Source organism: Salegentibacter sediminis (assembly GCF_002078605.1).
Classification (GTDB): Bacteria; Bacteroidota; Bacteroidia; order Flavobacteriales; family Flavobacteriaceae; genus Salegentibacter; species Salegentibacter sediminis.
Genome location: NZ_MSJR01000005.1, coordinates 170236 through 196436, shown reverse-complemented (window position 1 = coordinate 196436; position 26201 = coordinate 170236). Strand labels below are relative to the sequence as shown.

Here is a 26201-nt window from a genome sequence, read left to right as displayed (position 1 = left end):
ACCTGAAACAAAAAATCCCGCAAATAGCGGGATTTTTTGCTTCAATAATAATTTTTCTCTTTCAGTTATACCTGTACTGCATACATTTTCTCGCGTTGTTCTTTAATCTTAGGATCGCTCATATATTCCTCGAAAGTAGTGTAACGGTCTATGGCTCCTCCGGGCGTTAACTCGATTACGCGGTTTGCCACGGTTTGGGCAAATTCGTGATCGTGGGTGGTAAACATCACCGTACCTTTAAAATTCTTAAGGGAATTATTGAAAGCTGTGATCGATTCGAGGTCGAGGTGGTTGGTTGGCTCATCGAGCATCAACACATTGGCCCTCATCATCATCATTCGGCTTAACATACAGCGCACTTTTTCACCTCCCGAAAGTACCCGGGAAGTTTTCAAGGCTTCTTCGCCGCTAAAAAGCATTTTCCCCAGGAATCCACGAATGTATACCTCTTCTCTTTCTTCTTCGGTTTTAGCATACTGGCGCAACCAGTCTACCAGGGTGAGGTCGTTGTCAAAATATTCAGCATTATCAAGCGGAAGATAGGACTGTGAAGTCGTTACTCCCCAGGAATATTTCCCCGAAACGGCGTCTTGCTTGCCGTTTATTATTTCATAAAATGCAGTGGTTGCTCTGGAATCTTTAGAGTACACCACCACCTTATCACCCTTAGCCAGGTTGATATCTACATTTTTAAAAAGCGTTTCCCCTTCCTGGCTGGCTTCCAGTTTTTCAATATTTAAAATCTGGTCCCCGGCTTCCCTGTCGCGATCAAAGATAATGGCAGGATATCTTCGGCTTGAAGGTCTAATCTCTTCAATATTAAGCCTGTCTATCATCTTCTTACGGGAAGTAGCCTGTTTAGATTTGGCTACGTTGGCACTGAAACGTTGGATAAACTCCTGAAGTTCTTTCTTTTTGTCTTCAGCCTTTTTATTCTGCTGTGCACGCTGGCGGGCAGCAAGCTGGGAAGACTCATACCAGAAGGTATAGTTCCCGCTAAAGTGATTTATTTTTCCGAAGTCAATATCAGAAATATGGGTACAAACCGCATCCAGGAAGTGACGGTCGTGAGAAACTACGATTACCGTATTATCATAATTCGCCAGAAAGTTCTCCAGCCAGGAAATAGTTTCATAATCCAGATCGTTGGTAGGCTCATCCATAATAAGCACATCGGGATTGCCGAAAAGGGCCTGTGCTAACAGTACCCGTACCTTTTGCTTCCCATCGAGGTCCTTCATAAGGGTATAATGGTTCTCGGCTTTGATCCCCAAATTTGATAAAAGGGAAGCAGCATCGCTTTCGGCATTCCAGCCGTTCATTTCTTCAAATTCCACCTGTAGTACGCCTACTCTTTCTCCATCGGCATCGCTAAAATCTTCCTTGGCATAGATCTCATCCATTTCCTTTTTGATAGCGAAAAGAGGCTTATTCCCTTTCATTACCGTTTCAAGGACCGGATATTCGTCATATAGCGAATGATCCTGTTCTAATACCGACATCCTTTTACCCGGCTCTAAATGAACGTGACCTGAGGTAGGTTCAGATTTTCCCGAAAGGATCTTTAAAAATGTAGATTTACCGGCACCATTGGCGCCAATAATTCCATAGCAGTTCCCCTGGGTAAAGGTGGTATTCACCTCGTCAAACAAAACGCGTTTGCCAAATTGAACCGAAAGATTTGATACTGAAAGCATAAAATATTTTTTGTCTGAATTTTTTGCAAAAGTAGCCATTTAAGCCCAAATATTTAAAGATTAACGATTTAAATATTCTTTTAACGACCAATTAACATTCATCGCTTTTTGCACCTACTATATTTGCGGTTAACTACTATTAAAGCTACAAATCCGCCTAACTATTGAGAGCCCTACATGAAGTTTAAATTGCTTTTGATTTCCTTAATAAGCCTTGGTCTTCTCGGATGTAAATCTGAAGAAGAAGCCCAATCTACCTTTATTGGCGGGGAAATCGTTAATCCAAAATCAGAATATTTCATTCTGTCTAAAAACAACACCACAATAGACACCCTGTATCTGAATCAGAATAACCAATTCGGAAAATATTTTGAAGACATGGAGGAAGGGATTTACCGGTTTAACCATCCACCCGAAAATCAGGTTTTATACTTACAGCCGGGGGATAGTATTCTAATTTGGCTCAACACTTTGGCATTTGATGAGTCCATAAATTTTAGCGGGCAGGGAGCTAAAAAGAGTGATTTTTTACTGGATCTTTATCTGGCTAACCAGGATGAGAGTGAAATGATTCTTTCCTATTATAAATATCATCCTGATGAATTTTCTGAAAAAATAGATTCAATTTTCCAGGCAAAGACCAAACAACTCAATAAATTAATTGAAAAAAAGGATTTTTCAGACAAGTTTATCGAGATCGCAAGAGCGGGGATAGACTACCAGTACTATCACTTTAAAGAACGTTATGCTTTTTTAACCCGAAAATACTTTAAGGAATTAGCCCAGGAAATTCCGGAAGACTTCCACGATTACAGAGAAAAGATAAATTTTGAAAGTGAAAACCTAAATACCTATTACGTTTACACCAATTTTATCGATGATTATTTCAGGACCAAAGCTATTGAACGTTGCGACCCTAAACTCCCTCCCAGCGCTGATTGTTTCGACCTGAATTCTATAGGCAATATTAGCTATAAAATTATCCTGGCAGACTCTCTCATTGAAAGTCAGGAAATAAAGAATAGCTACTACGACCGTTTGGGCTCACAAGGGGTTACTTTTTCCCGGAAAGCTGAATCGATTGACTCGGTCATCAATTTACTGGAGAAAACAGATTATGATAAAGAGAACCTCAATAAACTAAAGCAGATGGCTGCGGTTCAAAAGAGTCTTTTACCCGGAAATAATATCGGAAGCCTTGCATTAAGGAATGTTAAGGGCGATACCATAAGATTGAAAGAAATTTCCAACAGGCCTATGATTACCTACCACTGGTCAATGTCTTCGAAGAACCATTTTCGCTGGCAACAAAACATTATCGATAATTTAAGAAAGAAATACCCCGAAATAGATTTTGTAGGAATAAATATCGACAATAACACCCATGCCGACTGGGCAGAGATCGTGAAAACCCAAACTACAAATCCTGAAATGGAGTTTCATCTAAGCTTTACCCGTATAGATAAGGATTTACTCAAAGCATATTTAAATAAGACATTTTTTTTAGATACCGGAGGTGAGATCGCCAGGGGAAGTTCACAATTAAATTCCAAGTCTTTTGAAAGAGAAGTCCTTGAGTTTTTGAACAGGTATAATTAAAAGATTTTAAAATTTATCAATAAAAAAACCGCTACCTGAGCGGTTTTTTTATTTTATGTTATCCAGCTAATTAACTATTCCCTTTTTTATAATCAGCAAGAAATTTTTCCAGTCCTATATCGGTAAGCGGATGCTTCAGTAAACCTTCAATAGATGAAAGTGGTCCGGTCATCACATCGGCACCTAATTTCGCACATTCAAGCACGTGCATAGTGTGACGTACAGATGCGGCAAGAATTTCAGTCTCAAAGCCGTAGTTATCATAGATCAATCTAATTTCAGCGATAAGATTCAAACCATCGGTGGAGATATCATCCAGGCGTCCGATAAAGGGAGAAACATAAGTAGCTCCGGCTTTAGCGGCTAAAAGAGCCTGTCCTGCAGAAAATACCAGGGTACAGTTGGTCCTTATTCCGTTATCGCTAAAGTATTTGATAGCCTTAACTCCTTCTTTTATCATAGGAACCTTCACTACAATCTGTTCGTGCAGTTCTGCAAGCTCTTCGCCTTCTTTTATCATACCCTCAAAATCGGTTGCGATAACCTCGGCGCTCACATCTCCGTCTATCAGATCACAGATCGCTTTATAGTGTTTTAGAATATTGTCTTTTCCGGTAATTCCCTCTTTAGCCATAAGGGAAGGATTGGTGGTCACTCCATCCAAAACCCCAAGATCTCTGGCCTCTTTAATCTGATCCAGGTTAGCGGTATCAATAAAAAATTTCATAGTTGTGTGTTTAAAAGTTTAGTATTTCCGGGCTACCGGATTCTGGTTTGCAAAATTACAATTTATAATGTTTTAGCAACATTCTCTCGTAAACTTTATCGGGCAGGATGCGTTTAAGGGCAATAGAAAATTTTTGCAGTAACTCCCCTACCTTATAATGCCCCTTTGGTTTTGGAGTATTAATAATCTCATAGACTGCCCTGGCCATCATATTAGGATCTTTTCCCGAATCTACATGCTCATTCATAAGTTTCAGGGTATTCCCATAGGCTTTTTTATAAGGCGAATCCTCCAGCACCGGGGCGTGATAGCGTCCCGCAGCAATATTGGTAGCGAAATCTCCTGGAGCCACATTGGTCATTTCGATATTGAAATCTTTAAGTTCCATTCTAAAAGCTTCCGTGGTAAGTTCCAGGGCACCTTTGGAAGCCGAATAAATTGCCCGGTAAGGCAAGCCCATATAACCTGCAATTGAGGTGATATTTATAATTAGGCCCGAACCTTGTTCCCGCATAATTGGTAATACAGCCTTGATCACTTTAATAGGTCCAAAATAATTGGTTTCAAAGGCTTTTCTTATTTCTTCATCGGGGGTTTCCTCAATGGGGCCCGTGATACCCACCCCTGCATTATTCACCAGCACATCCAGCCTACCTTCTTTTTCAATCAATTCATTTACTGCTAAAGAAATAGTTTCGGTTTTGGTAACATCAAGAGCGAGCAATGGAAATTTGCTCCCGGTAACTTTTTTTGGGTTTCTGCTGGTTCCATACACTTTAAAACCTTTATCCTGAAGAAAGTCGCCTATAGATTTTCCGATTCCGGAAGAAGCTCCGGTTATCAATACTATTTTTTGGGGAGGATTATCTGTTTTCATACCTCGCAAAGATGCGATAAAATTAGGAGAATTCCAGATACAAAAAATGGCAAGCTACCCACATCACACCGCTACGACCGCCTACCCTTGCTGCGTTCCCGCCCTGGGGGATTCAGCAGGAGCTGGTTGTGTGGGACTTGCCGGTGCAAATATACAATCTTTCCTACTTCTGGCAAGTAAATTTTAATACGAAATGGTTAATTTAGCCAGAGAAAATACAGCTAGAAATGATAAGCAAATTTAAGTCCCTGTTACTGTTATTATTAAGTATTTCCATTTTTTCCTGCGGAAGCAATTCGGCGAAAAAATCTTCTGATTTCTCCCTGAAAATCGAGGAAAATAAAAACGAATTTCAGCTGGGAGAGACCCTGAAGCTTAATCTTGAAAACAAAAAAGAGCGGGAAATAGATTCTGTCCTTTACTATTTTCAGCAGAAGAAAATAAAACCAAATACCGAAACAGGTTTGTCCTTCAAATTTGAAAAAGTAAAACTTGGGAAACATATTTTCGAAGCGGTGGTATTCTACGAAGGTAAAACCGACACTATCACTTCAAGTGTTAAGATCTATAACAATGCGGCGCCGGTTTCTTATACCTATGAAATTATAAACGAATTTCCGCACGATCAGGATGCCTATACCCAGGGATTGGAGTTCTATAACGACACCCTGTATGAAAGCACTGGCCAGTATGGTTCTTCCAGCCTGAGAAAAACCTATCATAAAACAGGAGAAGTGCTTCAGAAAAAAGCGCTTTCAGATAATTATTTCGGAGAAGGCCTTTCCATTCTCAACGGGAAGATCTACCAACTCACCTGGAATGCTGAGGAAGGCCTCATTTATAATCTTGAGAATTTCGAACAAACAGGGAGTTTTGGTTATAATCAAAGTAAAGAAGGCTGGGGCCTTTGTAACGATGGAGAGAAATTCTATAAGAGTGACGGAACCGAAAAAATATGGATCCTTGATGCCGAAACCCTTTCTGAAAAAGACTTCATCCAGGTTGTCACACATAAAAGCATCGTCTCCCGCATGAATGAACTGGAATGGGTAGATGGGAAGATCTATGCCAACACCTACCAAAAAGACGGGGTGGCCATCATCAATCCTGAAAACGGTGCAATTGAAGGCCTGATAGATTTTCGCGGTCTAAGAGATAAAGTTACCCAGCACGATAAGCTGGATGTTCTAAACGGAATTGCCTGGAACCCCAATTCCCGGAAACTTTATGTAACAGGAAAGAACTGGGATAAGCTTTTTGAGGTTGAAATAAAAGAGAAATAATGGCTGCAAACCCTGAAATATTTGAGCAAAAACTTAAGGTAGAGCAATCGCATCTCGATGAGCAAAACCACGTGAACAACGTACAATACGTGCAATGGGTACAGGACGTGGCTAAAGCGCACTGGGAAAGCCGTGCGCCACGGGAATTTCAGGAGAAATACTTTTGGGTGGTAGTTCGCCACGAGATCGATTACAAAAAACAGGCTTTTTTAAACGAAGAGATTCTGTTACAGACTTATGTATCAGAAACTACCCACGTAAAATCTATTCGCCACGTGATCATCAAAAATGCAAAAACCGGGAAAGTTTTAGTTGAGGCAAAAACAACCTGGGCTTTAATCGATAAACAAATTCAAAAGCCTGCCAAAATAGCGGAAGATCTTAAAAAGATCTTTGAACAGTAAAGCTTCAAAATAAGTGAAAATAAAAAAAGCTTTTTGAAAAATCGAACCGCCTGAGCTCACGAAATTCCAAAAAGCTTTTATACAAGTTAATTAATCTTACTCCCACTTAAAAAGCGGGCGACCTTTCATAAGTTCAAAAACTTCGTTTTTGACTTTCTCAATAGCAGCATCGTCATTAATATTAGAAATCACCCGGTCCATAAGATCTACAATTTTAGGCATATCTTCTTCTGTGAGCCCACGTGTGGTCACTGCAGCAGTACCAACTCTTATCCCTGAAGTTACAAAAGGAGATTTATCGTCAAAGGGGACCATGTTTTTATTTACGGTGATCTCAGCTTTACCAAGCGCCTCTTCGGCTTCTTTTCCACTAACATCTTTATTTCTCATATCGATAAGCATCATATGGTTATCGGTTCCATCAGAAATTACCTTGTAACCTTTTTCAACAAAGGCAGCGGCCATTTTAGCGGCGTTCTTTTTTACCTGTACCATATAGTGCAGGAACTCATCGCTAAGAGCTTCTCCAAATGCCACCGCTTTTGCTGCGATAATATGCTCGAGCGGCCCACCCTGATTTCCAGGAAAAATGGCAGAATTTAAGATTGAAGACATCTTCTTGGGTTTTCCGTTTTTAAGGGTTTCACCAAATGGGTTATCGAAATCTTTCCCCATCAGGATTATTCCTCCCCGAGGCCCACGCAGGGTTTTGTGCGTTGTAGAAGTAACCACATGACAATGAGGAAGCGGGTCGCTTAATAGTCCTTTAGCAATCAAACCCGCCGGATGCGCTATATCGGCAAAAAGAATAGCTCCTACGCTATCAGCGATTTCACGAAATCTTTTATAATCTATTTCTCTTGAATATGCCGAGGCACCGGCAATAATCATTTTAGGCTTCTCCTTTTTAGCGATCTCCTCTACCTGATCGTAATCTATTTTACCGGTTTCCTTATCTACTCCATAAAAAACGGGCTGATATAATTTTCCGGAGAAATTCACGGGAGAGCCATGGGTAAGGTGCCCTCCGTGAGAGAGGTCAAAACCAAGGAATTTGTCTCCCGGCTTGAGACAGGAATGATAAACTGCGGTATTGGCCTGAGAGCCTGAATGAGGTTGCACGTTGGCATATTCTGCCCCAAAAAGTTCCTTCACACGGTCTATGGCCAGTTGTTCTACTTTATCTACTACCTCACAACCACCGTAATAGCGTTTTCCAGGATAACCTTCAGCATATTTATTGGTAAGCACAGAGCCGGCAGCTTCCATCACCTGTTCACTCACAAAATTCTCACTGGCAATTAATTCCAACCCATTTAACTGACGCTCTTTTTCTTCTGTTATTAAATCAAAAAGTTCTGTGTCTACTTGCATTACAATTGTTTACGTTAAATATTCCTCAAAAGTAAGAAATCCATTCGGTTAATAACAGGAAAATAATATATTTGGATGCATTAGATTTTAACAAAAAAACAAGAAATATATGTCTATTACTGCTAACGATCCTAAAAGAAAAACCTGGCTGGATACTCCCGCAGACACCGATTTCCCGATCCAAAATATTCCTTTTGGAGTCTTTTTAACCCGGGATGATGTAATTACAATTGGCACCCGTATTGGGGATTACGCCATAGATTTGGGAGCTCTGCACCAACTTGGTTATTTCGAAGGAATTCCGTTAACCGATGATATATTCCTGCAAGATACTTTAAACGATTTTATTTCAGACGGAAAGAAGACCTGGCGCCTGGTTCGAAACCGCATCGCAGATATCTTTGATGCTGAGAACCCAAAATTAAGAGACCATAAAGAGCACCGCCAAACCGTGCTTTTCACCCTTGATGAGATTGAAATGCAAATGCCGGTACAGGTTGGTGATTACACCGATTTCTATTCCAGCAAAGAGCACGCGACCAATGTAGGAACCATGTTTCGTGATCCTGAAAATGCATTACTACCAAACTGGCTGCATATTCCTGTAGGATACCACGGCAGAAGCTCATCGATTATTCCCAGCGGAATTCCGGTACACCGCCCACAAGGACAAACCAAACCAAAGGATTCAGACAAACCCGTTTTCGGGCCTTCCCAGCGTGTGGATTTCGAGTTGGAAATGGCTTTTATCACCACCGATGCCAACGTACTTGGGGAACCAATCCCTATTGAAGAAGCAGAAGACTATATTTTTGGAATGGTGATGTTTAACGACTGGAGTGCCAGAGATATGCAAACCTGGGAATACGTCCCACTTGGGCCGTTCCTTGCAAAGAATTTTGCCTCTTCTATTTCTCCCTGGATAGTCACTTTAGATGCCCTGGATCCTTTCAGGACTGAGAGCCCTAAACCGGAAATAGAACCCCTACCCTATTTAAAAAGTAGCGGAAAGAAAAGTTTTGATATCCACCTGGAGGTTTCCCTTCAGCCTGAAAATGGCGAGGAAAATCTCCTGGCTAAATCAAATTTTAAATATATGTACTGGAATATGAGTCAGCAACTGGCTCACCACACGGTGAACGGTTGCCCGGTGAATTCTGGAGACATGATGGCTTCAGGAACTATTTCAGGTCCCACCCCCGATTCCTATGGTTCTATGCTTGAACTAAGCTGGAAAGGTGAAAAACCCATCAAATTAAAAGATGGAAGTGAACGAAAATTCATCGAAGATAACGACACGGTAATTATGCGAGGGTATTGTAATGGCAGCGACCGTCGCATTGGTTTTGGCGAAGTTAGGACTAAACTCCTCCCTGTCTTTCAACCAAAAAAGAAATAATTTTAAAGCCCGGGAGACCGGGCTTTTTTATTTTTCAGACTTTTACTTTTTGTCTTTATTCTTTTTCTGCTGCTTCAGGTCCATAAATTCCTCTTTCTGGCGGTCCTGGTCGGCGGCTATTTCATCGGCAGATTTCCCGCTCTCAGCCTTTTCCTTCTTATTCTTTTTCTTTTGAGAACCGTCCTGGAATTCATCTTTCTCCCTTTCTTTCTCTTCCTCTCTTAACTGTTTCCAGTTTTCTTCCAATTTCCTGATATCTTCTTTTTTAGCCATTTTTTTTCAGATTTAAATTAAAAGATACAAAGGCATTCGGAAACCCCTGAAGAATTATATCATTTTTAACAGCAAAAAGCCAATTAGGTATATTCCGATAATTCCTTGGCATTTATTTCCTGATGGGAACTATGATGCAGAACTTTTCCGTCCTTAAGAACAATTAGCTGCGGACTTTCGTGACGTACTCCAAATTTATCGGCTATCTCGTTCGATAAAGACCTGTATTTTACGAGATCCATAAAATAGAAGGCAAAATCAGGTTCCGCTGGCAAATCTTTTTCGAATTGGCGCAATGTTATACGGTTAATTCCGCAACGGGTAGAATATTTAAAGATAATCACCGGTTTTTCGAAAGAGCGTTTTTCCAATTCCTCTATATCCCCATCTTCGGTAATATATATCCACGGGATTTTCTCCAACTCTTCTTTGGCAAGTTCCCTTTCACTTTTAAACATTTTATCAAATAATCCCATAGTTTTTCTTTTTTCTAATCCTATTTATTAATAACTTTAATATCCCGCCAAATCTCAAAAATTTTTCCATAAAATTAAATTAAAATGACTTTTTGTCTGTAGATTCTTAGAGATATCGGTCATTTTGTCTTTATTTTTCAGTGGTATAGGTATTGCTTTAATCCAGAAAAACATCTAGACTATGAATTTCAACAATTTTACCATAAAATCGCAGGAGGCTATTCAGCAGGCTCAGCAGCTGGCTCAGGAATTAGGACATCAGCAAATTGAGAACGAACATATTTTTAAAGCCATAACCATGGTTGACGAAAATATAACGCCTTTTTTGCTTAAGAAATTAAATATAAATGTAAATCTCTTTAACGATATCCTGGAAAAAACTCTGGAGAGTTTTCCCAAAGTTAGCGGCGGAGATATAGTGCTATCCCGCGAAGCAGGAAAAACGCTAAATGAGGCGCCAATCATCGCTAAAAAGATGAATGACGAATATGTTTCCATCGAGCATTTAATCCTGGCAATCTTTAAATCTTCCAGTAAAGTGGCTCAGATTCTTAAGGACCAGGGCGCCACAGAAAAAGCCTTAAAAGCAGCAATTGAAGAATTGAGAAAAGGAGATAGAGTAACCTCCCAAAGTGCAGAAGACACCTATAACGCCCTTAATAAATACGCCAAGAACCTCAACCAAATGGCAGAAGAGGGGAAATTGGATCCGGTAATTGGACGAGACGAAGAGATTCGCCGAATACTCCAAATCCTGTCCCGCCGTACCAAAAACAACCCAATGTTGGTTGGAGAGCCGGGTACAGGTAAAACCGCTATTGCAGAAGGACTGGCCCACCGAATAATTGCAGGAGATATTCCCGATAACCTTAAGGACAAGGTGATTTACAACCTGGATATGGGGGCACTTATCGCCGGCGCAAAATATAAAGGAGAATTTGAGGAAAGACTAAAAGCGGTGATAAAAGAGGTTACTTCAAGCGAAGGTAACATCGTGCTGTTCATAGATGAGATACACACGCTCGTTGGGGCCGGGGGAGGCCAGGGAGCTATGGATGCCGCCAACATATTAAAACCTGCCCTTGCCCGCGGGGAATTAAGAGCTATTGGTGCTACAACGCTGGACGAGTATCAAAAATATTTTGAAAAGGATAAAGCCCTGGAACGTCGTTTCCAGAAGGTAACGGTAGATGAGCCAGATACCGAAAGTGCAATTTCTATTCTACGCGGAATTAAAGAAAAATATGAAACTCATCACAAGGTGAGGATTATGGATGAAGCGATTATTGCAGCTGTGGAATTATCGCAGCGCTATATCACCAACCGCTTCTTACCAGATAAGGCTATTGACCTTATGGATGAAGCTGCCTCAAAACTTCGGATGGAGATCAACTCCAAGCCCGAAGAACTTGATGTCCTTGATCGCAGAATTATGCAGTTGGAAATCGAAATTGAAGCCATTAAACGCGAAAAGGACGAAAATAAACTCAAAATTCTTCGTTCTGAACTCGCTGAATTAAAAGAGCAGCGTAACGAATTAAATGCTCGCTGGCAAAATGAAAAAACGGTAGTAGATAATATTCAGAATCTAAAATCAGATATTGAAAATTTCAAGCTGGAAGCAGAAAAAGCCGAGCGCGATGGTGATTATGGAAAAGTAGCCGAAATACGTTATGGCAAGATCAAAGAAGCCCAGGAAAACCTGGAGAAGCTTCAGCAGGAAGTCGCCGAAAAACAGGAAGGCAAATCCCTGATCCAGGAGGAAGTAACCCAGGAAGATATCGCGGAAGTGGTAGCGAAATGGACCGGCATCCCGGTAACAAAAATGTTACAGAGTGATCGTGAAAAACTACTTAAACTGGAAGATCACCTTCACAAGAGAGTGGTTGGACAGGAAGAAGCCATTATTGCGGTAAGTGACGCGGTGCGAAGAAGTCGCGCAGGGCTCCAGGACCAGAAAAGACCAATAGGGTCATTCCTTTTTCTGGGAACCACCGGGGTTGGTAAAACCGAACTTGCAAAGGCGCTGGCAGAATACCTTTTCGATGATGAAGCAGCGATGACTCGAATAGATATGAGTGAATATCAGGAAAGGCATTCGGTAAGCCGATTGGTAGGTGCTCCTCCGGGATACGTGGGATACGATGAAGGCGGACAACTAACTGAGGCCGTACGTCGTAAGCCTTACTCTGTGGTTCTTCTGGATGAGATCGAAAAAGCACACCCGGATACCTTTAATATTCTTTTACAGGTTCTTGATGAAGGTAGATTAACCGATAACAAAGGACGGCTTGCCGATTTTAAAAATACCATTATCATAATGACGTCAAATATGGGTAGCCATATTATCCAGGAGAAGTTTGATACTATCAAGGATATGGACACAGCGATGGAGATGTCTAAAAACGAAGTCCTGGCGCTTTTAAAGCAAAGCATTAGACCGGAGTTCATAAACCGGATAGACGATATTGTGATGTTTAGCCCGCTAACCCAGGAAGACATCAATAAAATTGTGGAGCTTCAGTTAAACGGGGTGAAGAAAATGCTGTCTCAACAGAACATTACTTTAGACGCCACTCCTGAAGCCATTAGTTTCCTTGCGAATCGTGGTTTCGATCCGCAGTATGGTGCCAGACCTGTGAAACGGGTGATACAACGGGAAGTACTAAACAAACTTTCAAAGGAAATACTCGCCGGGAAAATTCATACCGACAGTATTATCTTACTCGATGAATTTAATGACGAGATGGTTTTTAGAAACCAGGAAAACCTGGCAGAACACAATTAATAAAAAAAAGGGCCGCACAATGTGCGGCCCTTATTCTCTAAATAATCAAACTTTTAAACAAAAAATCACCACTTATCAATCTCTCTTTTGAGTTCTTCTTTATTCTTACCGGTTTTTTCCTGCATCCTTCCCAGCATTTCATCAAATTTACCTTCAGAATATGTGGTATCGTCATCGGTAAGATTACCATATTTTTGTTTGAATTCTCCACGAATTTGTTTCCATTTTCCTTCTAACTGATCATCATTCATAATATCTTGGTTTTTAATTATTAATACATCGATAAAATTAAAAAATTACATTCCTTAAGTCTCTAAAGAAACTCCTATTCTTATCTTAAGGGTTTGTTATTTTTGCCCTCTCAAGTAAACTTTATATGAAGAAACTCTACCTTTTAATCATAAGCATTGCGCTGTTCTCCGGCTGTGGTACCACCCGAAAATTAAATAACAGGAATATTAAGATCACTTACCTTGACGATTTCGTACTTGAGCAAGGTCTGGAGGTAAACGGCACCAGAGTAGGCGGACTCTCCGGAATAGATTTTCACAACAACACTTATTTTTTAGTGGCAGATCAAGCCTCTAGTCCCAGAATTTATAAGGCTGAAATTCCTTTCTTAAATCGGAGCATAGATACTGTAATTATTTCAGAAGTAATCAGCCTCAACAAAGAGGAAGCCTTTTTCAGGGAAAGCACCCCCGATCTGGAAGCCATTCGTTTTAGTGATGAAACCGGAACACTGGTAGTAAGCTCGGAAGGTTCTATCCAAAACGGTAAAGACCCTTCCCTTTTTCATATCTCAACTGAAGGAGAATATTTATTTCATTATGAAATTTCGGAATACTTTAAGGCTGGTGGAATACAAAAACCAAGAAACAACGGTGTTTTTGAAGGTTTGGCCGAAAGCGTGGACAAAACCGGTTTTTGGGTAGCCATGGAACTTCCCTTAGAAAAAGACGGTCCCAAACCTAAGATATATCCAACAGAATCGCCTGTGAGAATAACCAAATTCAATAAGGAATCCCGGAAAGCCGAAAGGCAATTTACATATATGTTGGAGAGGATTTCCAAATTTCCTATCAACTGGTTTGCAGTTAACGGGGTGACCGAGCTTTTAGAATATACCGACAATAAATTCCTAATTCTGGAACGGGCATATTCTGCAGGTTATGGCTCCCATGGAAATACCGTTAAGATCTTTGAGGTGGATGCCTCCAAAGCGACAAATACCTTGCAGGTAGAAAACCTAAGAAAAAGTGATTTTATACCGGCAGAAAAAAGACTCGTTTTCGATTTTAAATCGGTTAAGAATTTCCTGGAGGAAGAAATAATCGATAATATTGAAGGTATGAGCTTTGGCCCCGTTTTACCAAACGGCAAACAATCCCTGCTAGTAGTATCAGATGATAACTTCAGTAGTTTTGGACATCAGATTACTCAGATTATACTTTTAGAAATCGAATTTAAAAAATAATAACTTTCCACCCAGGCGCTATTTTCATACATCTTCATCACTCCAATTTCGGGAAGGTACCTCAGGATTCTCCATTAACCCAATAATCCCATGAGTCCATCCGGGCAGGGCCGTTTTTTTGGTATTTCGCCTGCAATGCAAAACAGATCAATTTTAAAAGCCCTTAATTTTAGCCACCATTCCCGTGGTCATTTCCACTAAGTTCTGGTTTAAAAATGCCCAAAACGCCGAATAATGGAAGAGAAAAACCTAAGAATGAAAGTATTACGAATCCGCCATCCATAGATAATCTATTTTTTTTATATTGGTCTTCTTATTTTGAATAATCTTTTAAAAGTTACAAAACATCAGAAATAATTTTCTTTATGCCTTGCCATATTTATCGTATAGCATTTAAATATTTACCATCTTTTATTTTCCTCATCCTTGTGGTGTCACCAGCAAGTCTTTTGGGGCAAAAAGTAAATAGCGCTTATCGCCTACACATAAAAAAAACTACCTCAAAGGTAAAAATTGACGGAATAATGGATGATAAGGCCTGGTCAAAGGCAGATGTCGCTAAAGATTTTTATATGATTCTCCCCACTGATACCAGTTATGCCGAGGTCCTCACTGATGTAGGAATGACTTATGATGAGGAAAACCTTTATCTATTTGTGACCAATCATCACGGGGTCCCGGGTCCTTATATGGTAGAATCATTAAGAAGAGATTTCTCCTTTACCAAAAACGACAACTTTCTCTTATTTATGGATCCTTTCGATGATCAAACCAATGGTTTTTCTTTTGGAGCAAATGCAGCAGGAGCTCAATGGGATGGGCTGATGTATGACGGTGGCTCTGTAGACCTAAGCTGGGACAATAAATGGACCTCGGCTGTGAAAAATTATGAGGATAAATGGACATTTGAAGCAGCCATACCCTTTAAAAGTATACGCTATAAAAAAGGAATTAAAGAATGGGGCATTAATTTTGGCAGAAATGATCTAAAGACTACCGAAAAATCCAGCTGGGCTCCTGTGCCCCGCCAGTTTCCCTCAGCATCCCTGGCCTATACGGGCACCCTGGTCTGGGATGAAACCCCGCCCTCCACAGGATCTAATATTTCTTTAATCCCTTATGTTCTGGCAGGAGGAAGCAAAGATTTTAAGGGCCAGGACGGGATAAATAAACGAAGTGAAGCTGGCCTGGATGCCAAAATTGGCTTAGGCTCTTCCTTAAACCTGGATCTAACGATAAACCCCGATTTTTCCCAGGTAGAGGTCGATCGGCAGGTGACGAATCTGGATCGGTTTGAATTATTCTTTCCCGAACGCCGCCAATTCTTCCTGGAAAATGCAGATATAGTGGCCGGTTTTGGTTATGAAAATATCAGACCCTTCTTCTCCCGACGCATAGGCCTTAACGCCCCTATTGATTTTGGTGCCCGCCTTAGCGGGAACATTGGGGAGGACTGGAGGATTAATGCCATGAGTATGCAAACCGGGAAAGTAAATGATATCGGGCTTCCGGCCCAAAACTTCAGCGTGATAGGGATACAGAAACGAGTCTTCTCCCGCTCCAACATCAGGGCAATTTTCGTAAATAAAGAATTGCTGAACTACTCCCCCAACCCCTCATCAGACCACCAGCCTTACAACCAATTCAACAGAAACCTGGGATTGGAATATAATCTTGCTTCTGCCAATAATGTCTGGACCGGCAAAGCAATGGTTTTAAAATCTTTTAGCCCCAACGAATCTGAAGAAAATTTAATTCACGCCGCCAATTTGCAATATACCAGCGGAAATCTGAATTTTAACTGGAGGCATGAATATATTTCGGAAAATTACCAGGCTGAAGTTGGTTATATTCCCCGCACCGGTTATTACAAAATCAATCCGAGTATTGGCTACCTGTTTTTTGAAAAGAACAAATATATACTAAACCATGGCCCCCAGTTAAGCACTTCAATATTCTTCAATAAGCACTGGGAGAAAACCGAAAATCAGACTTTGCTGGAATATATTCTGCGGTTTCATAGCCAAAGCGTCCTAAGCCTCTGGGCAGGGCATGATTATGTGGAACTGCAGCAACCCTTTGACCCTACTAATTTTAGTGGTATCGAACTGGCGGCAGGCACCCAACATAATTGGTATCGTTGGGGCGCTAAATTTAATTCTAAACCACAGAGCCTTTTCACTTATGCCTTATCCTATAGTTCAGGAGGCTATTATGCAGAAGGAGCGATGGCAAATTATGCTGCAGAAATGGGGTATAGGTTTCAGCCTTATGTGGGAATCACTCTTAACGCAACCTATAACGATCTGGAACTGCCTGAGCGGTGGGGAGACACCAAATTCTGGTTGGTAGGTCCCCGCCTGGATGTGACCCTAACCAATAAGGTATTCTTTACGGCTTTTGCCCAGTATAATGAACAAATGGACAACCTTAATTTAAATGGTCGTTTCCAGTGGCGCTTTAGTCCTGCTTCAGATTTATTCCTGGTTTATACCGATAATTATATTCCTTACCCGGTTCAGGTGAAAAACAGAGCAGTCTTACTTAAACTCACCTATTGGTGGAATTTATAAGAATGTACTGCCATTGGTGAGTCAAAATTTTTTAAGAAGAATTTCCTGTTAGAAGAAATAATCGATAATATTGAAGGGGGGATCTAGCCCTGTTTACTTAACGAGAAGCAGTTTCTATTATCGGTGTCAGTTGACAACTTTAGTAGCTTCAGATTCCCAGTTTATACTTTTAGAAATCAACTTTAAAAAACAATTAAATGAAATACCTACTCCTTTTTTCATTGATATTAATCGCGGGTTGCAATTTTCAGAAGGAGAAGCCTTCAGAAGAAATGAAAGATCCAAAAGTAACCACCTATTATTTTATTCGTCACGCTGAAAAAGACACGCTGAACCCGGAAAATAAAGATCCTGAATTAACAGAAGAGGGGGTGGAACGCGCCCAAAAATGGGCAGAGGTTTTCAGGGATGTTGAATTTGATCTCATCTTCAGCTCAAATTACAAACGCACGCTAAATACCGCCAAACCAATAGCCGATTCACAAGCCAAGGAAATCGATTTTTACAATACTGAAAAGCTTAACGATGAGGACTTTCAGCAAAAAACAAAAGGAAAGACCGTGCTGGTAGTTGGGCACAGCAATTTGAATCCTGAATTTGTTAATTACATTATTGAGCAGGAGAAATATGAGGATCTCGATGAGAAGGAGTACGGCAGCCTATTCATCGCGGTAATACATCCCGACGGAACCCGCACTTCAGAAGTGCTCTATTTCAATTAAAGCTTAACTTCTATATTTTCATTCTCTATTACAGAAAGCAATTCCAGCTCCCGGGCTTCATATTTTTCATCCAGCTCTTCCAGAGGAATATCCAGGTCGTCGGCCTTGTAATTCTCGTAATCTACAAACCTTATTCCTCCAACAGTATGAGGGTTATAGGCTTTACGAAAACGAACACCACCATCGTTAATCTTAAAACTATAGGCCATATAATCTATAGTGAAATTTTCGGTATCGACCCAGTATAGGTACACATCTTCGTGATCGGTCACCTCTTCTGTATCTTCAAAGGTCACCTGTACCTCATAATATTCTCTATCTCTGATACTGTCTTTCCCGAGAAGTTTCTTATTCACTGCGGCATCGTTAAGGCCATAGGGAAGCTGCACAAAATAATGCACAGAGTTAACCGAATTGCTGTAAACGGTCTTCATAGAATCGTTTAAAGTCACCACGGAATCTTGATGATACCTGGTAAATCCTTCGTTATTGAGCACGTCGTGAAACTCGGCACCCGTGGAATCGGTTATAAAACGCTCAAGCTGAAATTCGCCTCCCTTCCGGGTACTCTTGTATTCAGCATCCCTGAATTTAAAGCTGATCTCAGCATTATTATATTTATCGCCTCCAGCCTTTTCTATGGCCTTATCAATAATTTCCTGAGCAGTTAGTTCTTTATTCTGATCACAGGAAAAAAACAGGGCACTTACCGCCATTAAAAAGATGATTTTTTTCATTGTATTTGGTATCTGAATTTCAAAGGTAATTAATGTATGCTGAATTTTAATACTAAAATATATTTCGGAAGACCGGCTTCGTATAATTTACAATTCCCTTATACCGAAATCTAAAATAAGCTTCCTATTTTTGCTTAAGTATGAAAAAGAAGACCAACACGATCAATATAAAGAACCGAAAAGCGAAATTTGAATATGAATTTCTCGATAAGTACGTGGCCGGAATTAAACTGGCCGGTACCGAGATAAAAGCAATTCGCCAGGGGAAAGCATCTATAGCCGAAAGTTTTTGTGAATTTCAGAATCACGAACTTTTTGTAATCAATATGCACGTAGAAGAATATTCTCACGCCACCTATTTTAACCATAACCCCAAGAGCGAACGCAAGCTTTTAATGCAACGTAGAGAGCTTCGCAAACTGGAAAAGGAAGTGAAAAACACAGGTTTGACCATTATTCCGCTAAGGCTTTTCATCAATGATCGCGGCCTGGCTAAAATGGAGATTGCCCTGGCTAAAGGAAAAAAACTCTATGATAAACGGGAAACCATAAAAGACCGGGAGAGCAAACGCAAACTCGACAGAATCAAAAAAGAATACTCTTAAAACTAAAAAAGGCTGAAATTTAATTTTCAGCCTTTTTTGGTTTATGAAGGGAAGTTCTATTCTTCTTCACTTTTATCGTTTGATTCATCCGAATCGGCGAATTCTGTAAATCCATTTTTGATAAGCAGGTTATACCACTGAAAGATTTTCTTCATATCACTGGCATAAACACGATCTACATCATAATCGGGAAGAATTTCGGCGAAATATTTTTCCATTTCGGCTTTAGAGGATTTAGGGCTTATCGCCTCTCCTCCATCTTCTTTTTCTTTGATTTTCTCAAAAATTTCGGCTAGCGGCACCTCTTCAGTGTAAGTATAGATCGCAATTTCGCTTAACAGGCTAACGTTATGACGAATATTTACCGCCATTTTTTTTCCTTCAGGAATAGATTGTACGATAAAACCACCCCGACTTTGGGCAGTAAGTTCATATAATCCTGGTTTTCCTGAAATCGCTAATATTTTCTCTAATCCCATAGTATATTTTCAATTTTGGCTGGCAAATATCACCTGCCTGAACAAATTATCAAAGTCTTTATCTCCCTTTTTTCATTTCGGGGAAACGCATCTTATAATCAATTTTTATTTTTCCTTTAGAAATATTGGCAAGTTTGCCTTTTATAAGTCTCTTTTTAAGGCTGGATAGCTTATCGGTAAAGAGAATACCTTCAATATGATCATATTCATGTTGGATAACCCGGGCAGCCAGGCCAGAATAGGTGTCGCGATGGCTCTTAAAATCTTCATCCTGATATTCTATTGTGATCACCGGTTTTCTAAACACATCTTCCCTAATCTCGGGAATGCTAAGGCATCCTTCGCTAAAAGCCCATTCATCACCTTCTTCCTCAACAATTTTTGGATTGATAAAAACCTTTTTTAGGTTATTGAGCTGTTCCCGCTCCTGCTCCTCCAATTCCTGATCTTCAGCAAAGGGACTCGGATCTATCATAAATAGTCGAACAGGCACACCTACTTGCGGAGCCGCAAGACCAACTCCGTAAGCATTATACATGGTTTCCCACATATTCTCTATCAATTTCTCCAACTTAGGATAATCTTCAGGTATTTCGCTGCATTTTTTCCTTAAAACCGGATCTCCGTAGGCTACTATTGGTAAAATCATTCTTTTAATTAAGTATTTTAATTTTTAAATAAGGATAGACTTCTGGAACCAAAAGATTATTGATACAAATAGGTTTGTAAAATTATCGTTGCACTGATCTCATCGATCAGGGCCTTATCTCTGCGCTTCTTTTTTTTAAGTCCACTATCTATCATTGTTTGAAAGGCCATTTTTGAGGTAAAAGCCTCATCTACCCTTTTTACAGGCATTGAGGGGAATTTTTCAGAAAATTTCTTTAAAAATTCCTGAATATGAACTTCGCTCTGAGAGGCCGAACCATCTTTTTGTTTTGGTTCTCCCACCAGGACCAACTCTACGCTTTCTTCCCTGAAATACTTTTCAAGAAAAGTTAAAAGCTCCAGGCTATTCACGGTAGTAAGCCCCGATGCAATAATCTGAAGCTCATCGGTTACCGCGATCCCGGTGCGTTTGGTTCCATAATCAATAGCCAAAATACGTGCCATTCTACAATTTTGCGCAAAGGTAATGTTTATAATCCATTGCTGCCAAAATTTAGCCTGAAGCCCTTATATTTGTCTAAAATTTCGGAACATGGAACAATTAGAAGCGAAGATAAATGCGGCCTGGGAAAACCGGGAGCTACTTAAAGATAAAGACACCAAAGATGCCATTAGAGAAGTGATAAATCTTTTGGACCAAGGTAAGCTAAGAACAGCGGAACCTACAGCTAACGGCTGGCAGGTAAACGAATGGGTCAAAAAAGGTGTGGTGCTTTATTTCCCAATCCAGAAAATGGAAACCCTTGAAGCCGGTATTTTTGAATATCACGACAAAATGCCGCTTAAAAGAGGCTATAAAGAAAAAGGAATTCGCGTAGTACCGAACGCTGTTGCCCGACACGGAGCCTATATCTCCCGTGGGGTGATTATGATGCCCAGCTATGTAAATATTGGTGCCTATGTAGACGAAGGGACTATGGTAGACACCTGGGCCACCGTTGGTAGTTGTGCCCAAATCGGGAAAAATGTTCACCTAAGTGGTGGAGTCGGAATTGGCGGCGTTCTTGAGCCACTTCAGGCTTCTCCTGTAATCATAGAAGACAACGCATTCCTGGGCTCTCGAAGTATTGTCGTTGAAGGTGTAAAAGTAGAAAAAGAAGCAGTGCTGGGTGCAAATGTCGTGCTTACCGCTTCCACCAAGATCATAGATGTAACCGGAGACGAGCCTGTGGAAATGAAAGGAATTGTTCCGGCTAGATCTGTGGTTATACCTGGGAGTTACACCAAGAAATTCCCTGCAGGAGAATATAATGTGCCTTGCGCTCTTATTATCGGAAAAAGAAAAGAATCCACAAACAAAAAAACTTCTCTGAACGATGCGCTTAGAGAATATGATGTAGCGGTATAAGCTTTACCCCCACCGCGAAAGCAGGAATTTCAGTCTTTATTGAATGGAAAAATGGGAAAGTTTTAAACAATAAAAATCAAGATAACTCTTCCCACTCGGGGAGGCCGGGCGTGACCTATGAAAATACTCATAATACAGCAAAAGATGATTGGGGATGTGCTTACATCCTCAATCTTATTTAAGGCGCTTCGGGAAAAATATCCTAAGGCCGAGCTGCATTATCTAATTTATCCACACACACTTCCGGTTATTGAAAATAACCCGTATATAGACCGGATTATCACGTATAAACCGGAAGAAGATGGGAAACCATTAAAGTTTTTAAATTTTCTGAAGCTTATCAGAAATGAAAATTATGAGATAGTGATCGATGTATACTCCAAGATTGCTACCGGAATTATAAGTAAAGCATCGGGAGCTCCAGTGCGTATCTCATACCACAAATGGTACACGTCTTATTTATATACCAAAACGGTAAAACAGCGCCATAAACCAACTACAAATGCCGGATTAGCCATCGAGAACAGGATGTTGCTGTTAAAGGCTTTGGAGAAAGCTTTCCCCGTAGAATTAAAGCCAGAAATCTATCTTACTGAAAAGGAAAAGGCTAAAGCCAAAAATCAACTTCTCAAAGCGGGAATTGATCCTAAAAACTCTTTGTTTATGATAGGAGTTTTGGGAAGCTCAAAAGAAAAGACTTACCCCCCGGAATTCATGGCCGTTCTCCTGGATGAAATAGCAAAAAATCCCCAGGCCGATTTTCTATTTAATTATATTCCGAAGCAAAAAAAGGAAGTAGAAGTTATTTATAATTTATGCACACCTGAGACCCGGGAAAGAATTCACCTAAATATATACGGAAAGAATCTCCGGGAATTCCTGGCACTTACCGCTCACTGTAATGCTTTAATAGGTAACGAAGGCGGCGCCATTAATATGGCGAAGGCTCTTAAAATTCCGACTTTTGCTATCTTCTCTCCCCAAATTAACAAAGATGCCTGGGCGATCTATGAAGACAGGCAGAATCAAAGTGTTCATCTCAAAGATTTTAAACCCGAGCTTTTTAAAGAAAAGAAAGCGAATCCTAATCTTTATCAAAGTTTTTCTCCAATCCTTATAATTCCTAAACTCCAAAGATTTTTAGCAGAGCTCAATTCCCTAAAGACCAGTTAAGATCAAAGCCTATTTACAATACCGTGTGGAGTAAAGGTCTTTTTTTCTTCCCGGGTCTCTCTTCTAATCTGCTTATTAAAAGCCATAGCTTCAGGGGTTTTGTAGCCCCGGGGATGTTCCAAATGTACACAAACTGCCGAGTAGCGAATTTGCTTAGATTTAATCCCGTAATTAAAAAGTCGCTCGCCCAGTTCACGATCTTCCCCACCATACTGCATTCGTTCATCAAAACCGTTTACTGCAATAATATCCTTTTTCCATCCACTGGCATTATGCCCATTCCAGGTGGCGCCGGTGGGAGTTAAATTATTAAGAAGAAACGCCCTTTTCTGGCCTGCTGTAAGCTTCAGATTTTTAATAGAAGATTTTAAGCCGTATTTTTTAAGACAGGCCTTTTCGAAACATTTTTGAGCGATAATATCCTCTTCTACAATCTTTTTTGAAATATCCATGGGGAGTTTAAAGTAGCCCCCGGAGAGAAAATATCCTTCTTCCCTATACTTTAAATGAGTACTTACAAAATCCTTGCGGGGAATGCAATCCCCATCACTCATTAGAATATAGTTAGCATTACAGGCCAGGATCGCCTTATTAAGAATTTTCGTCTTTTGAAAACCATCGTCTTCCTGCCATACGTGAATTACCGGTACCGGACTTTCTTTCTTAAATGCTTCAAGGAAAAGCCTGGTTTCTTCTGAAGAGCCATCGTCGGCAATCACGAGTTCAAAATCGGTAGTGTCCTGAATTTTATAGCCGGTTAAAGTTTTCCTTAGCCATTCTACGGCATTATAGGTGCTAATTATTACAGAAATCTCAGGTTTCTTCATTGGGGAATTAAATTATAGCTATAAGCCGAATTTCTTTTTTAGCGCTTTTTTTCTTCGGAATTTTTCCTGAAACTGATTGGTAAAGAACCACATCTTTTCAAAAACTTCATTTTCAGATTTCTCGATCAGGGAGGCATATTCATTAGCCATGATCCTTATCATGTTTTCATTCGGCGTAAGACGGGAGAAGTTCATCATCCGCTGGGTAAAATTCAATTTCCCAAAATTCATTCGGTTTAGATCTACCAGAAAGAATTCATAATTACCGCCATTTAACTTAATTAAGGTATTTCCCGGCGAATGATCCAGAAATTCCACTTCCTGCTCATGAAGATGAAAAGTAAACCTGGTAAACGCGCGAAGTATAGCCTCATGACCTTCCCTTTCAAGATTAATTTCCCTAAAGGTAAGGTCTGCTTTTAGCTGTTGACTTACATAGTAACTCTTTAAAAACTGAGTAGCAGTGGTCTCCTCGGCATAGGCAATTGGCGTTGGAGTGCCAATACCCTTCTCGCCTAAAATTTGGGCATAATTAAAAGACCTTTCAGCCTTGGATTTTCTGAAAAACCGATAGGCAATTTTATTTACCATATTGGGGACTTTAAAGGATTTAATATTTATCCGCTCCCCATTTAGATCAAACAGCTTTATGGTATTCCTATCCCCATTTCCAAGGAGATCACCTTCATTGCTGAAGTTTTCAATAAAATGGAAAATCTGGTCTTTCCGGTCCCTGTATTGAGGAGAAACGATTACTTTCATTCTATCGGTTTGTTCATTGAGTTTTGAGCCAGGTATTTAGCTACACCATTCTGGCACCACTGCTTGTTTTCTTTAATTGTGCGTTGCTGAATTTCAGAATTTGCCTTTACAAATTCTTTAGATTTTTCAGGATGATAAATGTGGTAAACAATCCCACCATAACGCAATCGTTTCCCTTTTATATTTTTATTGAGCAACCTAATCACAAACTCAGAGTCTTCTCTGCCCCAACCTTCCATAGCTTCGTCGTATCCATTTACGGACAAAAAATCTTCTCTCCAGTAAGAAAGATTACACCCACGCGTCTTTTCTGAAAAATCTGATTTGGGCTTATAAAACTCCTGAAAAGCCGGAATTCTTATATTTCGGGTTTTATTTTTTATGCTTGAGGAAAAAGGTGTGAATTGAACTTTGTCCAGGTTCAAAATCTTTTTTACTACTTCAGGTTTAATGTTTACCCGGGACCCAAACAAGAATACTCCCGATTCTGCCCGGGCAAGATGATCCCGAATAAAATCTTTATGCATAATGCAATCGCCATCTATTTGAATAATATAATCGGCTGAACTTTGGGCCAAAGCTTTATTGAGGATTGCAGACTTTCGAAAACCTTTGTCCTTTTGCCATATATGCTTTACAGGAATTGCAAGTTTCTTTCGAAATTGGGAGATCACTTCGCGAGTCGACTTCCCCGACCCGTCATCTGCTATTATAACTTCAGAAGGCAATACAGTTTGAGCAGCAAGGCTTTTTAAAACCGAATTTAAAGCCTCGGGCCAGTTGTAGGTAGAAAGAAGTAAAGCAGTTTTCATATTTTATGCCTGTTCCGGCAAAGGTACAGGTTTTCTTTAATCTATAATATCGAGTCCAAAGCCCCTGGAATTGCCCCGGTTAATTCGGTCTTATCAATTAAAGCTGTAATTTAGCCCTCCAAATTCAAGGCATGAAAATTTGTATTGTAGACAGAGGCCATAAGATCCCGGTAGTGAATTACGGCGGGACAGAAAGGGTGATCTGGGGCCTGGGTAAGGAATTACACGCTCTTGGCCATGAGGTTACTTTTTTGGTTCCCGAAGGCTCGTCTTCAGATTTTGCCCATGTCCTTTTTCTCGATCGCCAGCGGAACCTCAATGAACAAATCCCTGAGGATATAGATGTGGTACACTTTAATTTCACCCCGGAAGATAAAATTGAAAAACCATATCTGGTGACCATGCATGGTAATCCAGAACCTGATGAGGTACTGGACATTAATACTGTATTTATATCCAGGAATCATGCAGCCCGGCATAATTCCGAAACCTTTGTTTACAATGGGTTGTTATGGGAAGACTACCCTGTCCCAAATCTTAAACTACCCCGCAAGGGATATCACTTTCTGGGCAAAGCGAGATGGAGTGTTAAAAATGCTATCGGTGCAATGAAAATCGCCAGAAGGATTAATGAGTGCCTGAACGTTATAGGCGGTAAAAAATGGACTTCGCGGAATTTAAAGGATGGATTTTCACTACTATTTGATAGCAGGATCAAATTTCACGGCTTTCTTGGCAATCTTGAAAAGAGCAGAATCCTGGAACGCTCAAAAGGCCTGGTCTTTCCTGTGCTCTGGCATGAACCCTTTGGCCTGGCCATTATCGAAAGCCTTTATTTTGGCTGTGCGGTTTTTGGAACTAGCAACGGGTCCCTCCCCGAACTTCTAACCCCCGAAACCGGCCATACCGCAAATTCAGAAAAGGAAATTGCAGAGGCCATGAGCTCTTTTAAATATGATCCGCAAAAATGCCATGAGTATGCTTTAAAAGAATTTAATTCCAGGCTTATGACAGAAAAATATTTAAATCTATATGAGAAGGTATATAAAGGAGAACCGGTGAATGAAAAAGTGCCCAAATATAATCCGCAGTTGAACCGTATTGCTGAATTTAGATAAAT

At 40.3% G+C, this 26201-nt stretch carries 26 protein-coding genes and 1 other RNA gene; 12 read left to right on the top strand and 15 right to left on the bottom strand.

All coding sequences use genetic code 11. The features are described 5' to 3' along the window. Positions 1 to 65: 65 nt before the first annotated feature. Positions 66 to 1697 (bottom strand): ABC-F family ATP-binding cassette domain-containing protein, encoded by a 1632-nt coding sequence (locus tag BUW93_RS09685; protein ID WP_081211532.1) that lies wholly within the window; start codon positions 1695 to 1697, stop codon positions 66 to 68. A gap of 177 nt (positions 1698 to 1874) precedes the next feature. On the opposite strand from BUW93_RS09685, the gene BUW93_RS09680 reads away from it, so the two are divergent. Continuing rightward, a complete protein-coding gene (locus BUW93_RS09680) occupies positions 1875 to 3296 on the top strand; it encodes a hypothetical protein (RefSeq protein WP_081211499.1) in 1422 nt (473 codons plus the stop codon). A 70-nt stretch (positions 3297 to 3366) separates the two neighbouring features. Here the strand turns inward: BUW93_RS09680 and fsa are convergent, their stop codons facing one another. The 3 genes from fsa to ffs all read right to left on the bottom strand — a co-directional run bounded on the left by fsa (position 3367) and on the right by ffs (position 5043). Further along, positions 3367 to 4023, bottom strand: a complete 657-nt coding sequence (gene fsa / locus BUW93_RS09675) for a fructose-6-phosphate aldolase (RefSeq protein WP_081211498.1) — start codon at positions 4021 to 4023, stop codon at positions 3367 to 3369. Positions 4024 to 4078: 55 nt separating this feature from the next. Then, the gene (locus tag BUW93_RS09670; RefSeq protein ID WP_081211497.1) at positions 4079 to 4900 is read right to left on the bottom strand and encodes an SDR family oxidoreductase; all 822 of its coding nucleotides are present in this window, start codon (positions 4898 to 4900) and stop codon (positions 4079 to 4081) included. A gap of 44 nt (positions 4901 to 4944) precedes the next feature. Then, positions 4945 to 5043: signal recognition particle sRNA small type (gene ffs, locus BUW93_RS09665), an RNA gene on the bottom strand. 84 nt (positions 5044 to 5127) lie between these two features. Between ffs and BUW93_RS09660 the strand changes: the two genes are divergently transcribed. Beyond that, the gene (locus BUW93_RS09660) at positions 5128 to 6183 is read left to right on the top strand and encodes a glutaminyl-peptide cyclotransferase (protein WP_081211496.1); all 1056 of its coding nucleotides are present in this window, start codon (positions 5128 to 5130) and stop codon (positions 6181 to 6183) included. Then, complete coding sequence (locus tag BUW93_RS09655) at positions 6183 to 6587, top strand: acyl-CoA thioesterase (protein ID WP_081211495.1); 405 nt, start codon at positions 6183 to 6185, stop codon at positions 6585 to 6587. The genes BUW93_RS09660 and BUW93_RS09655 overlap by 1 nt, the downstream gene beginning before the upstream one ends. Positions 6588 to 6683: 96 nt before the next feature. Here BUW93_RS09655 and glyA read toward each other — a convergent pair whose 3' ends face one another. Next, the gene (gene glyA / locus BUW93_RS09650; RefSeq protein ID WP_081211494.1) at positions 6684 to 7961 is read right to left on the bottom strand and encodes a serine hydroxymethyltransferase; all 1278 of its coding nucleotides are present in this window, start codon (positions 7959 to 7961) and stop codon (positions 6684 to 6686) included. 109 nt (positions 7962 to 8070) lie between these two features. Here glyA and fahA point away from each other — a divergent pair, with 109 nt between their 5' ends. Continuing rightward, positions 8071 to 9360 (top strand): fumarylacetoacetase, encoded by a 1290-nt coding sequence (gene fahA, locus BUW93_RS09645; RefSeq protein ID WP_081211493.1) that lies wholly within the window; start codon positions 8071 to 8073, stop codon positions 9358 to 9360. Positions 9361 to 9402: 42 nt separating this feature from the next. Here the strand turns inward: fahA and BUW93_RS09640 are convergent, their stop codons facing one another. Both BUW93_RS09640 and ytxJ read right to left on the bottom strand, forming a co-directional pair. After that, positions 9403 to 9633, bottom strand: coding sequence for a hypothetical protein (locus BUW93_RS09640; protein ID WP_081211492.1), 231 nt, complete (start codon positions 9631 to 9633; stop codon positions 9403 to 9405). 83 nt (positions 9634 to 9716) lie between these two features. Further along, on the bottom strand, positions 9717 to 10109 hold the full coding sequence (ytxJ, locus tag BUW93_RS09635) for a bacillithiol system redox-active protein YtxJ (RefSeq protein ID WP_081211491.1): 393 nt from the start codon (positions 10107 to 10109) through the stop codon (positions 9717 to 9719). A 181-nt stretch (positions 10110 to 10290) separates the two neighbouring features. Here ytxJ and clpB point away from each other — a divergent pair, with 181 nt between their 5' ends. Then, positions 10291 to 12897 carry an ATP-dependent chaperone ClpB gene (clpB, locus tag BUW93_RS09630; RefSeq protein ID WP_081211490.1) on the top strand — a complete coding sequence of 869 codons (2607 nt, stop codon included), beginning with the start codon at positions 10291 to 10293 and terminating at the stop codon, positions 12895 to 12897. A gap of 65 nt (positions 12898 to 12962) precedes the next feature. On the opposite strand, the gene BUW93_RS09625 is transcribed toward clpB, so the two are convergent. Next, complete coding sequence (locus BUW93_RS09625; RefSeq protein WP_081211489.1) at positions 12963 to 13148, bottom strand: CsbD family protein; 186 nt, start codon at positions 13146 to 13148, stop codon at positions 12963 to 12965. A gap of 125 nt (positions 13149 to 13273) precedes the next feature. Here BUW93_RS09625 and BUW93_RS09620 point away from each other — a divergent pair, with 125 nt between their 5' ends. The 3 genes from BUW93_RS09620 (at position 13274) to BUW93_RS09610 (ending at position 17669) form a co-directional block, all read left to right on the top strand. After that, positions 13274 to 14374 (top strand): esterase-like activity of phytase family protein, encoded by a 1101-nt coding sequence (locus tag BUW93_RS09620; RefSeq protein ID WP_081211488.1) that lies wholly within the window; start codon positions 13274 to 13276, stop codon positions 14372 to 14374. A gap of 365 nt (positions 14375 to 14739) precedes the next feature. Further along, the gene (locus BUW93_RS09615; protein ID WP_081211487.1) at positions 14740 to 16947 is read left to right on the top strand and encodes a DUF5916 domain-containing protein; all 2208 of its coding nucleotides are present in this window, start codon (positions 14740 to 14742) and stop codon (positions 16945 to 16947) included. 197 nt (positions 16948 to 17144) lie between these two features. Further along, on the top strand, positions 17145 to 17669 hold the full coding sequence (locus BUW93_RS09610) for a phosphoglycerate mutase family protein (RefSeq protein ID WP_081211486.1): 525 nt from the start codon (positions 17145 to 17147) through the stop codon (positions 17667 to 17669). Here BUW93_RS09610 and BUW93_RS09605 read toward each other — a convergent pair. Beyond that, positions 17666 to 18406 (bottom strand): DUF6503 family protein, encoded by a 741-nt coding sequence (locus BUW93_RS09605; protein WP_081211485.1) that lies wholly within the window; start codon positions 18404 to 18406, stop codon positions 17666 to 17668. The two genes, BUW93_RS09610 and BUW93_RS09605, sit on opposite strands and share 4 nt — an antisense overlap. A 140-nt stretch (positions 18407 to 18546) precedes the next feature. On the opposite strand from BUW93_RS09605, the gene smpB reads away from it, so the two are divergent. Further along, a complete protein-coding gene (gene smpB / locus BUW93_RS09600; protein ID WP_081211484.1) occupies positions 18547 to 19011 on the top strand; it encodes an SsrA-binding protein SmpB in 465 nt (154 codons plus the stop codon). Between the two features lie 56 nt (positions 19012 to 19067). On the opposite strand, the gene BUW93_RS09595 is transcribed toward smpB, so the two are convergent. The 3 genes from BUW93_RS09595 to ruvX are packed head-to-tail and all read right to left on the bottom strand — an operon-like array spanning position 19068 to position 20603. Continuing rightward, positions 19068 to 19490: a DUF5606 family protein gene (locus BUW93_RS09595; RefSeq protein WP_081211483.1), complete on the bottom strand. Its 423-nt coding sequence runs from the start codon at positions 19488 to 19490 to the stop codon at positions 19068 to 19070. Between the two features lie 58 nt (positions 19491 to 19548). Beyond that, positions 19549 to 20139: a peptide deformylase gene (def, locus tag BUW93_RS09590; protein WP_081211482.1), complete on the bottom strand. Its 591-nt coding sequence runs from the start codon at positions 20137 to 20139 to the stop codon at positions 19549 to 19551. Positions 20140 to 20195: 56 nt separating this feature from the next. Further along, entirely contained in the window at positions 20196 to 20603 is a 408-nt protein-coding gene (gene ruvX, locus BUW93_RS09585) for a Holliday junction resolvase RuvX (protein WP_081211481.1), read from the bottom strand. 88 nt (positions 20604 to 20691) lie between these two features. On the opposite strand from ruvX, the gene BUW93_RS09580 reads away from it, so the two are divergent. Both BUW93_RS09580 and BUW93_RS09575 read left to right on the top strand, forming a co-directional pair. Further along, positions 20692 to 21507 (top strand): 2,3,4,5-tetrahydropyridine-2,6-dicarboxylate N-succinyltransferase, encoded by an 816-nt coding sequence (locus tag BUW93_RS09580; RefSeq protein WP_081211480.1) that lies wholly within the window; start codon positions 20692 to 20694, stop codon positions 21505 to 21507. Positions 21508 to 21624: 117 nt separating this feature from the next. After that, complete coding sequence (locus BUW93_RS09575; protein ID WP_081211479.1) at positions 21625 to 22680, top strand: glycosyltransferase family 9 protein; 1056 nt, start codon at positions 21625 to 21627, stop codon at positions 22678 to 22680. 2 nt (positions 22681 to 22682) lie between these two features. Here the strand turns inward: BUW93_RS09575 and BUW93_RS09570 are convergent, their stop codons facing one another. The 3 genes from BUW93_RS09570 to BUW93_RS09560 are packed head-to-tail and all read right to left on the bottom strand — an operon-like array spanning position 22683 to position 25081. Continuing rightward, positions 22683 to 23507: a glycosyltransferase family 2 protein gene (locus BUW93_RS09570; RefSeq protein WP_081211478.1), complete on the bottom strand. Its 825-nt coding sequence runs from the start codon at positions 23505 to 23507 to the stop codon at positions 22683 to 22685. An 18-nt stretch (positions 23508 to 23525) separates the two neighbouring features. Then, positions 23526 to 24269, bottom strand: a complete 744-nt coding sequence (locus tag BUW93_RS09565; RefSeq protein WP_081211477.1) for a lipopolysaccharide kinase InaA family protein — start codon at positions 24267 to 24269, stop codon at positions 23526 to 23528. Then, complete coding sequence (locus BUW93_RS09560; protein WP_081211476.1) at positions 24266 to 25081, bottom strand: glycosyltransferase family 2 protein; 816 nt, start codon at positions 25079 to 25081, stop codon at positions 24266 to 24268. The genes BUW93_RS09565 and BUW93_RS09560 overlap by 4 nt, the downstream gene beginning before the upstream one ends. Before the next feature lie 131 nt (positions 25082 to 25212). Here BUW93_RS09560 and BUW93_RS09555 point away from each other — a divergent pair, with 131 nt between their 5' ends. Then, positions 25213 to 26199, top strand: a complete 987-nt coding sequence (locus BUW93_RS09555; RefSeq protein WP_081211475.1) for a glycosyltransferase — start codon at positions 25213 to 25215, stop codon at positions 26197 to 26199. The last annotated feature ends 2 nt before the right edge of the window (positions 26200 to 26201 follow it).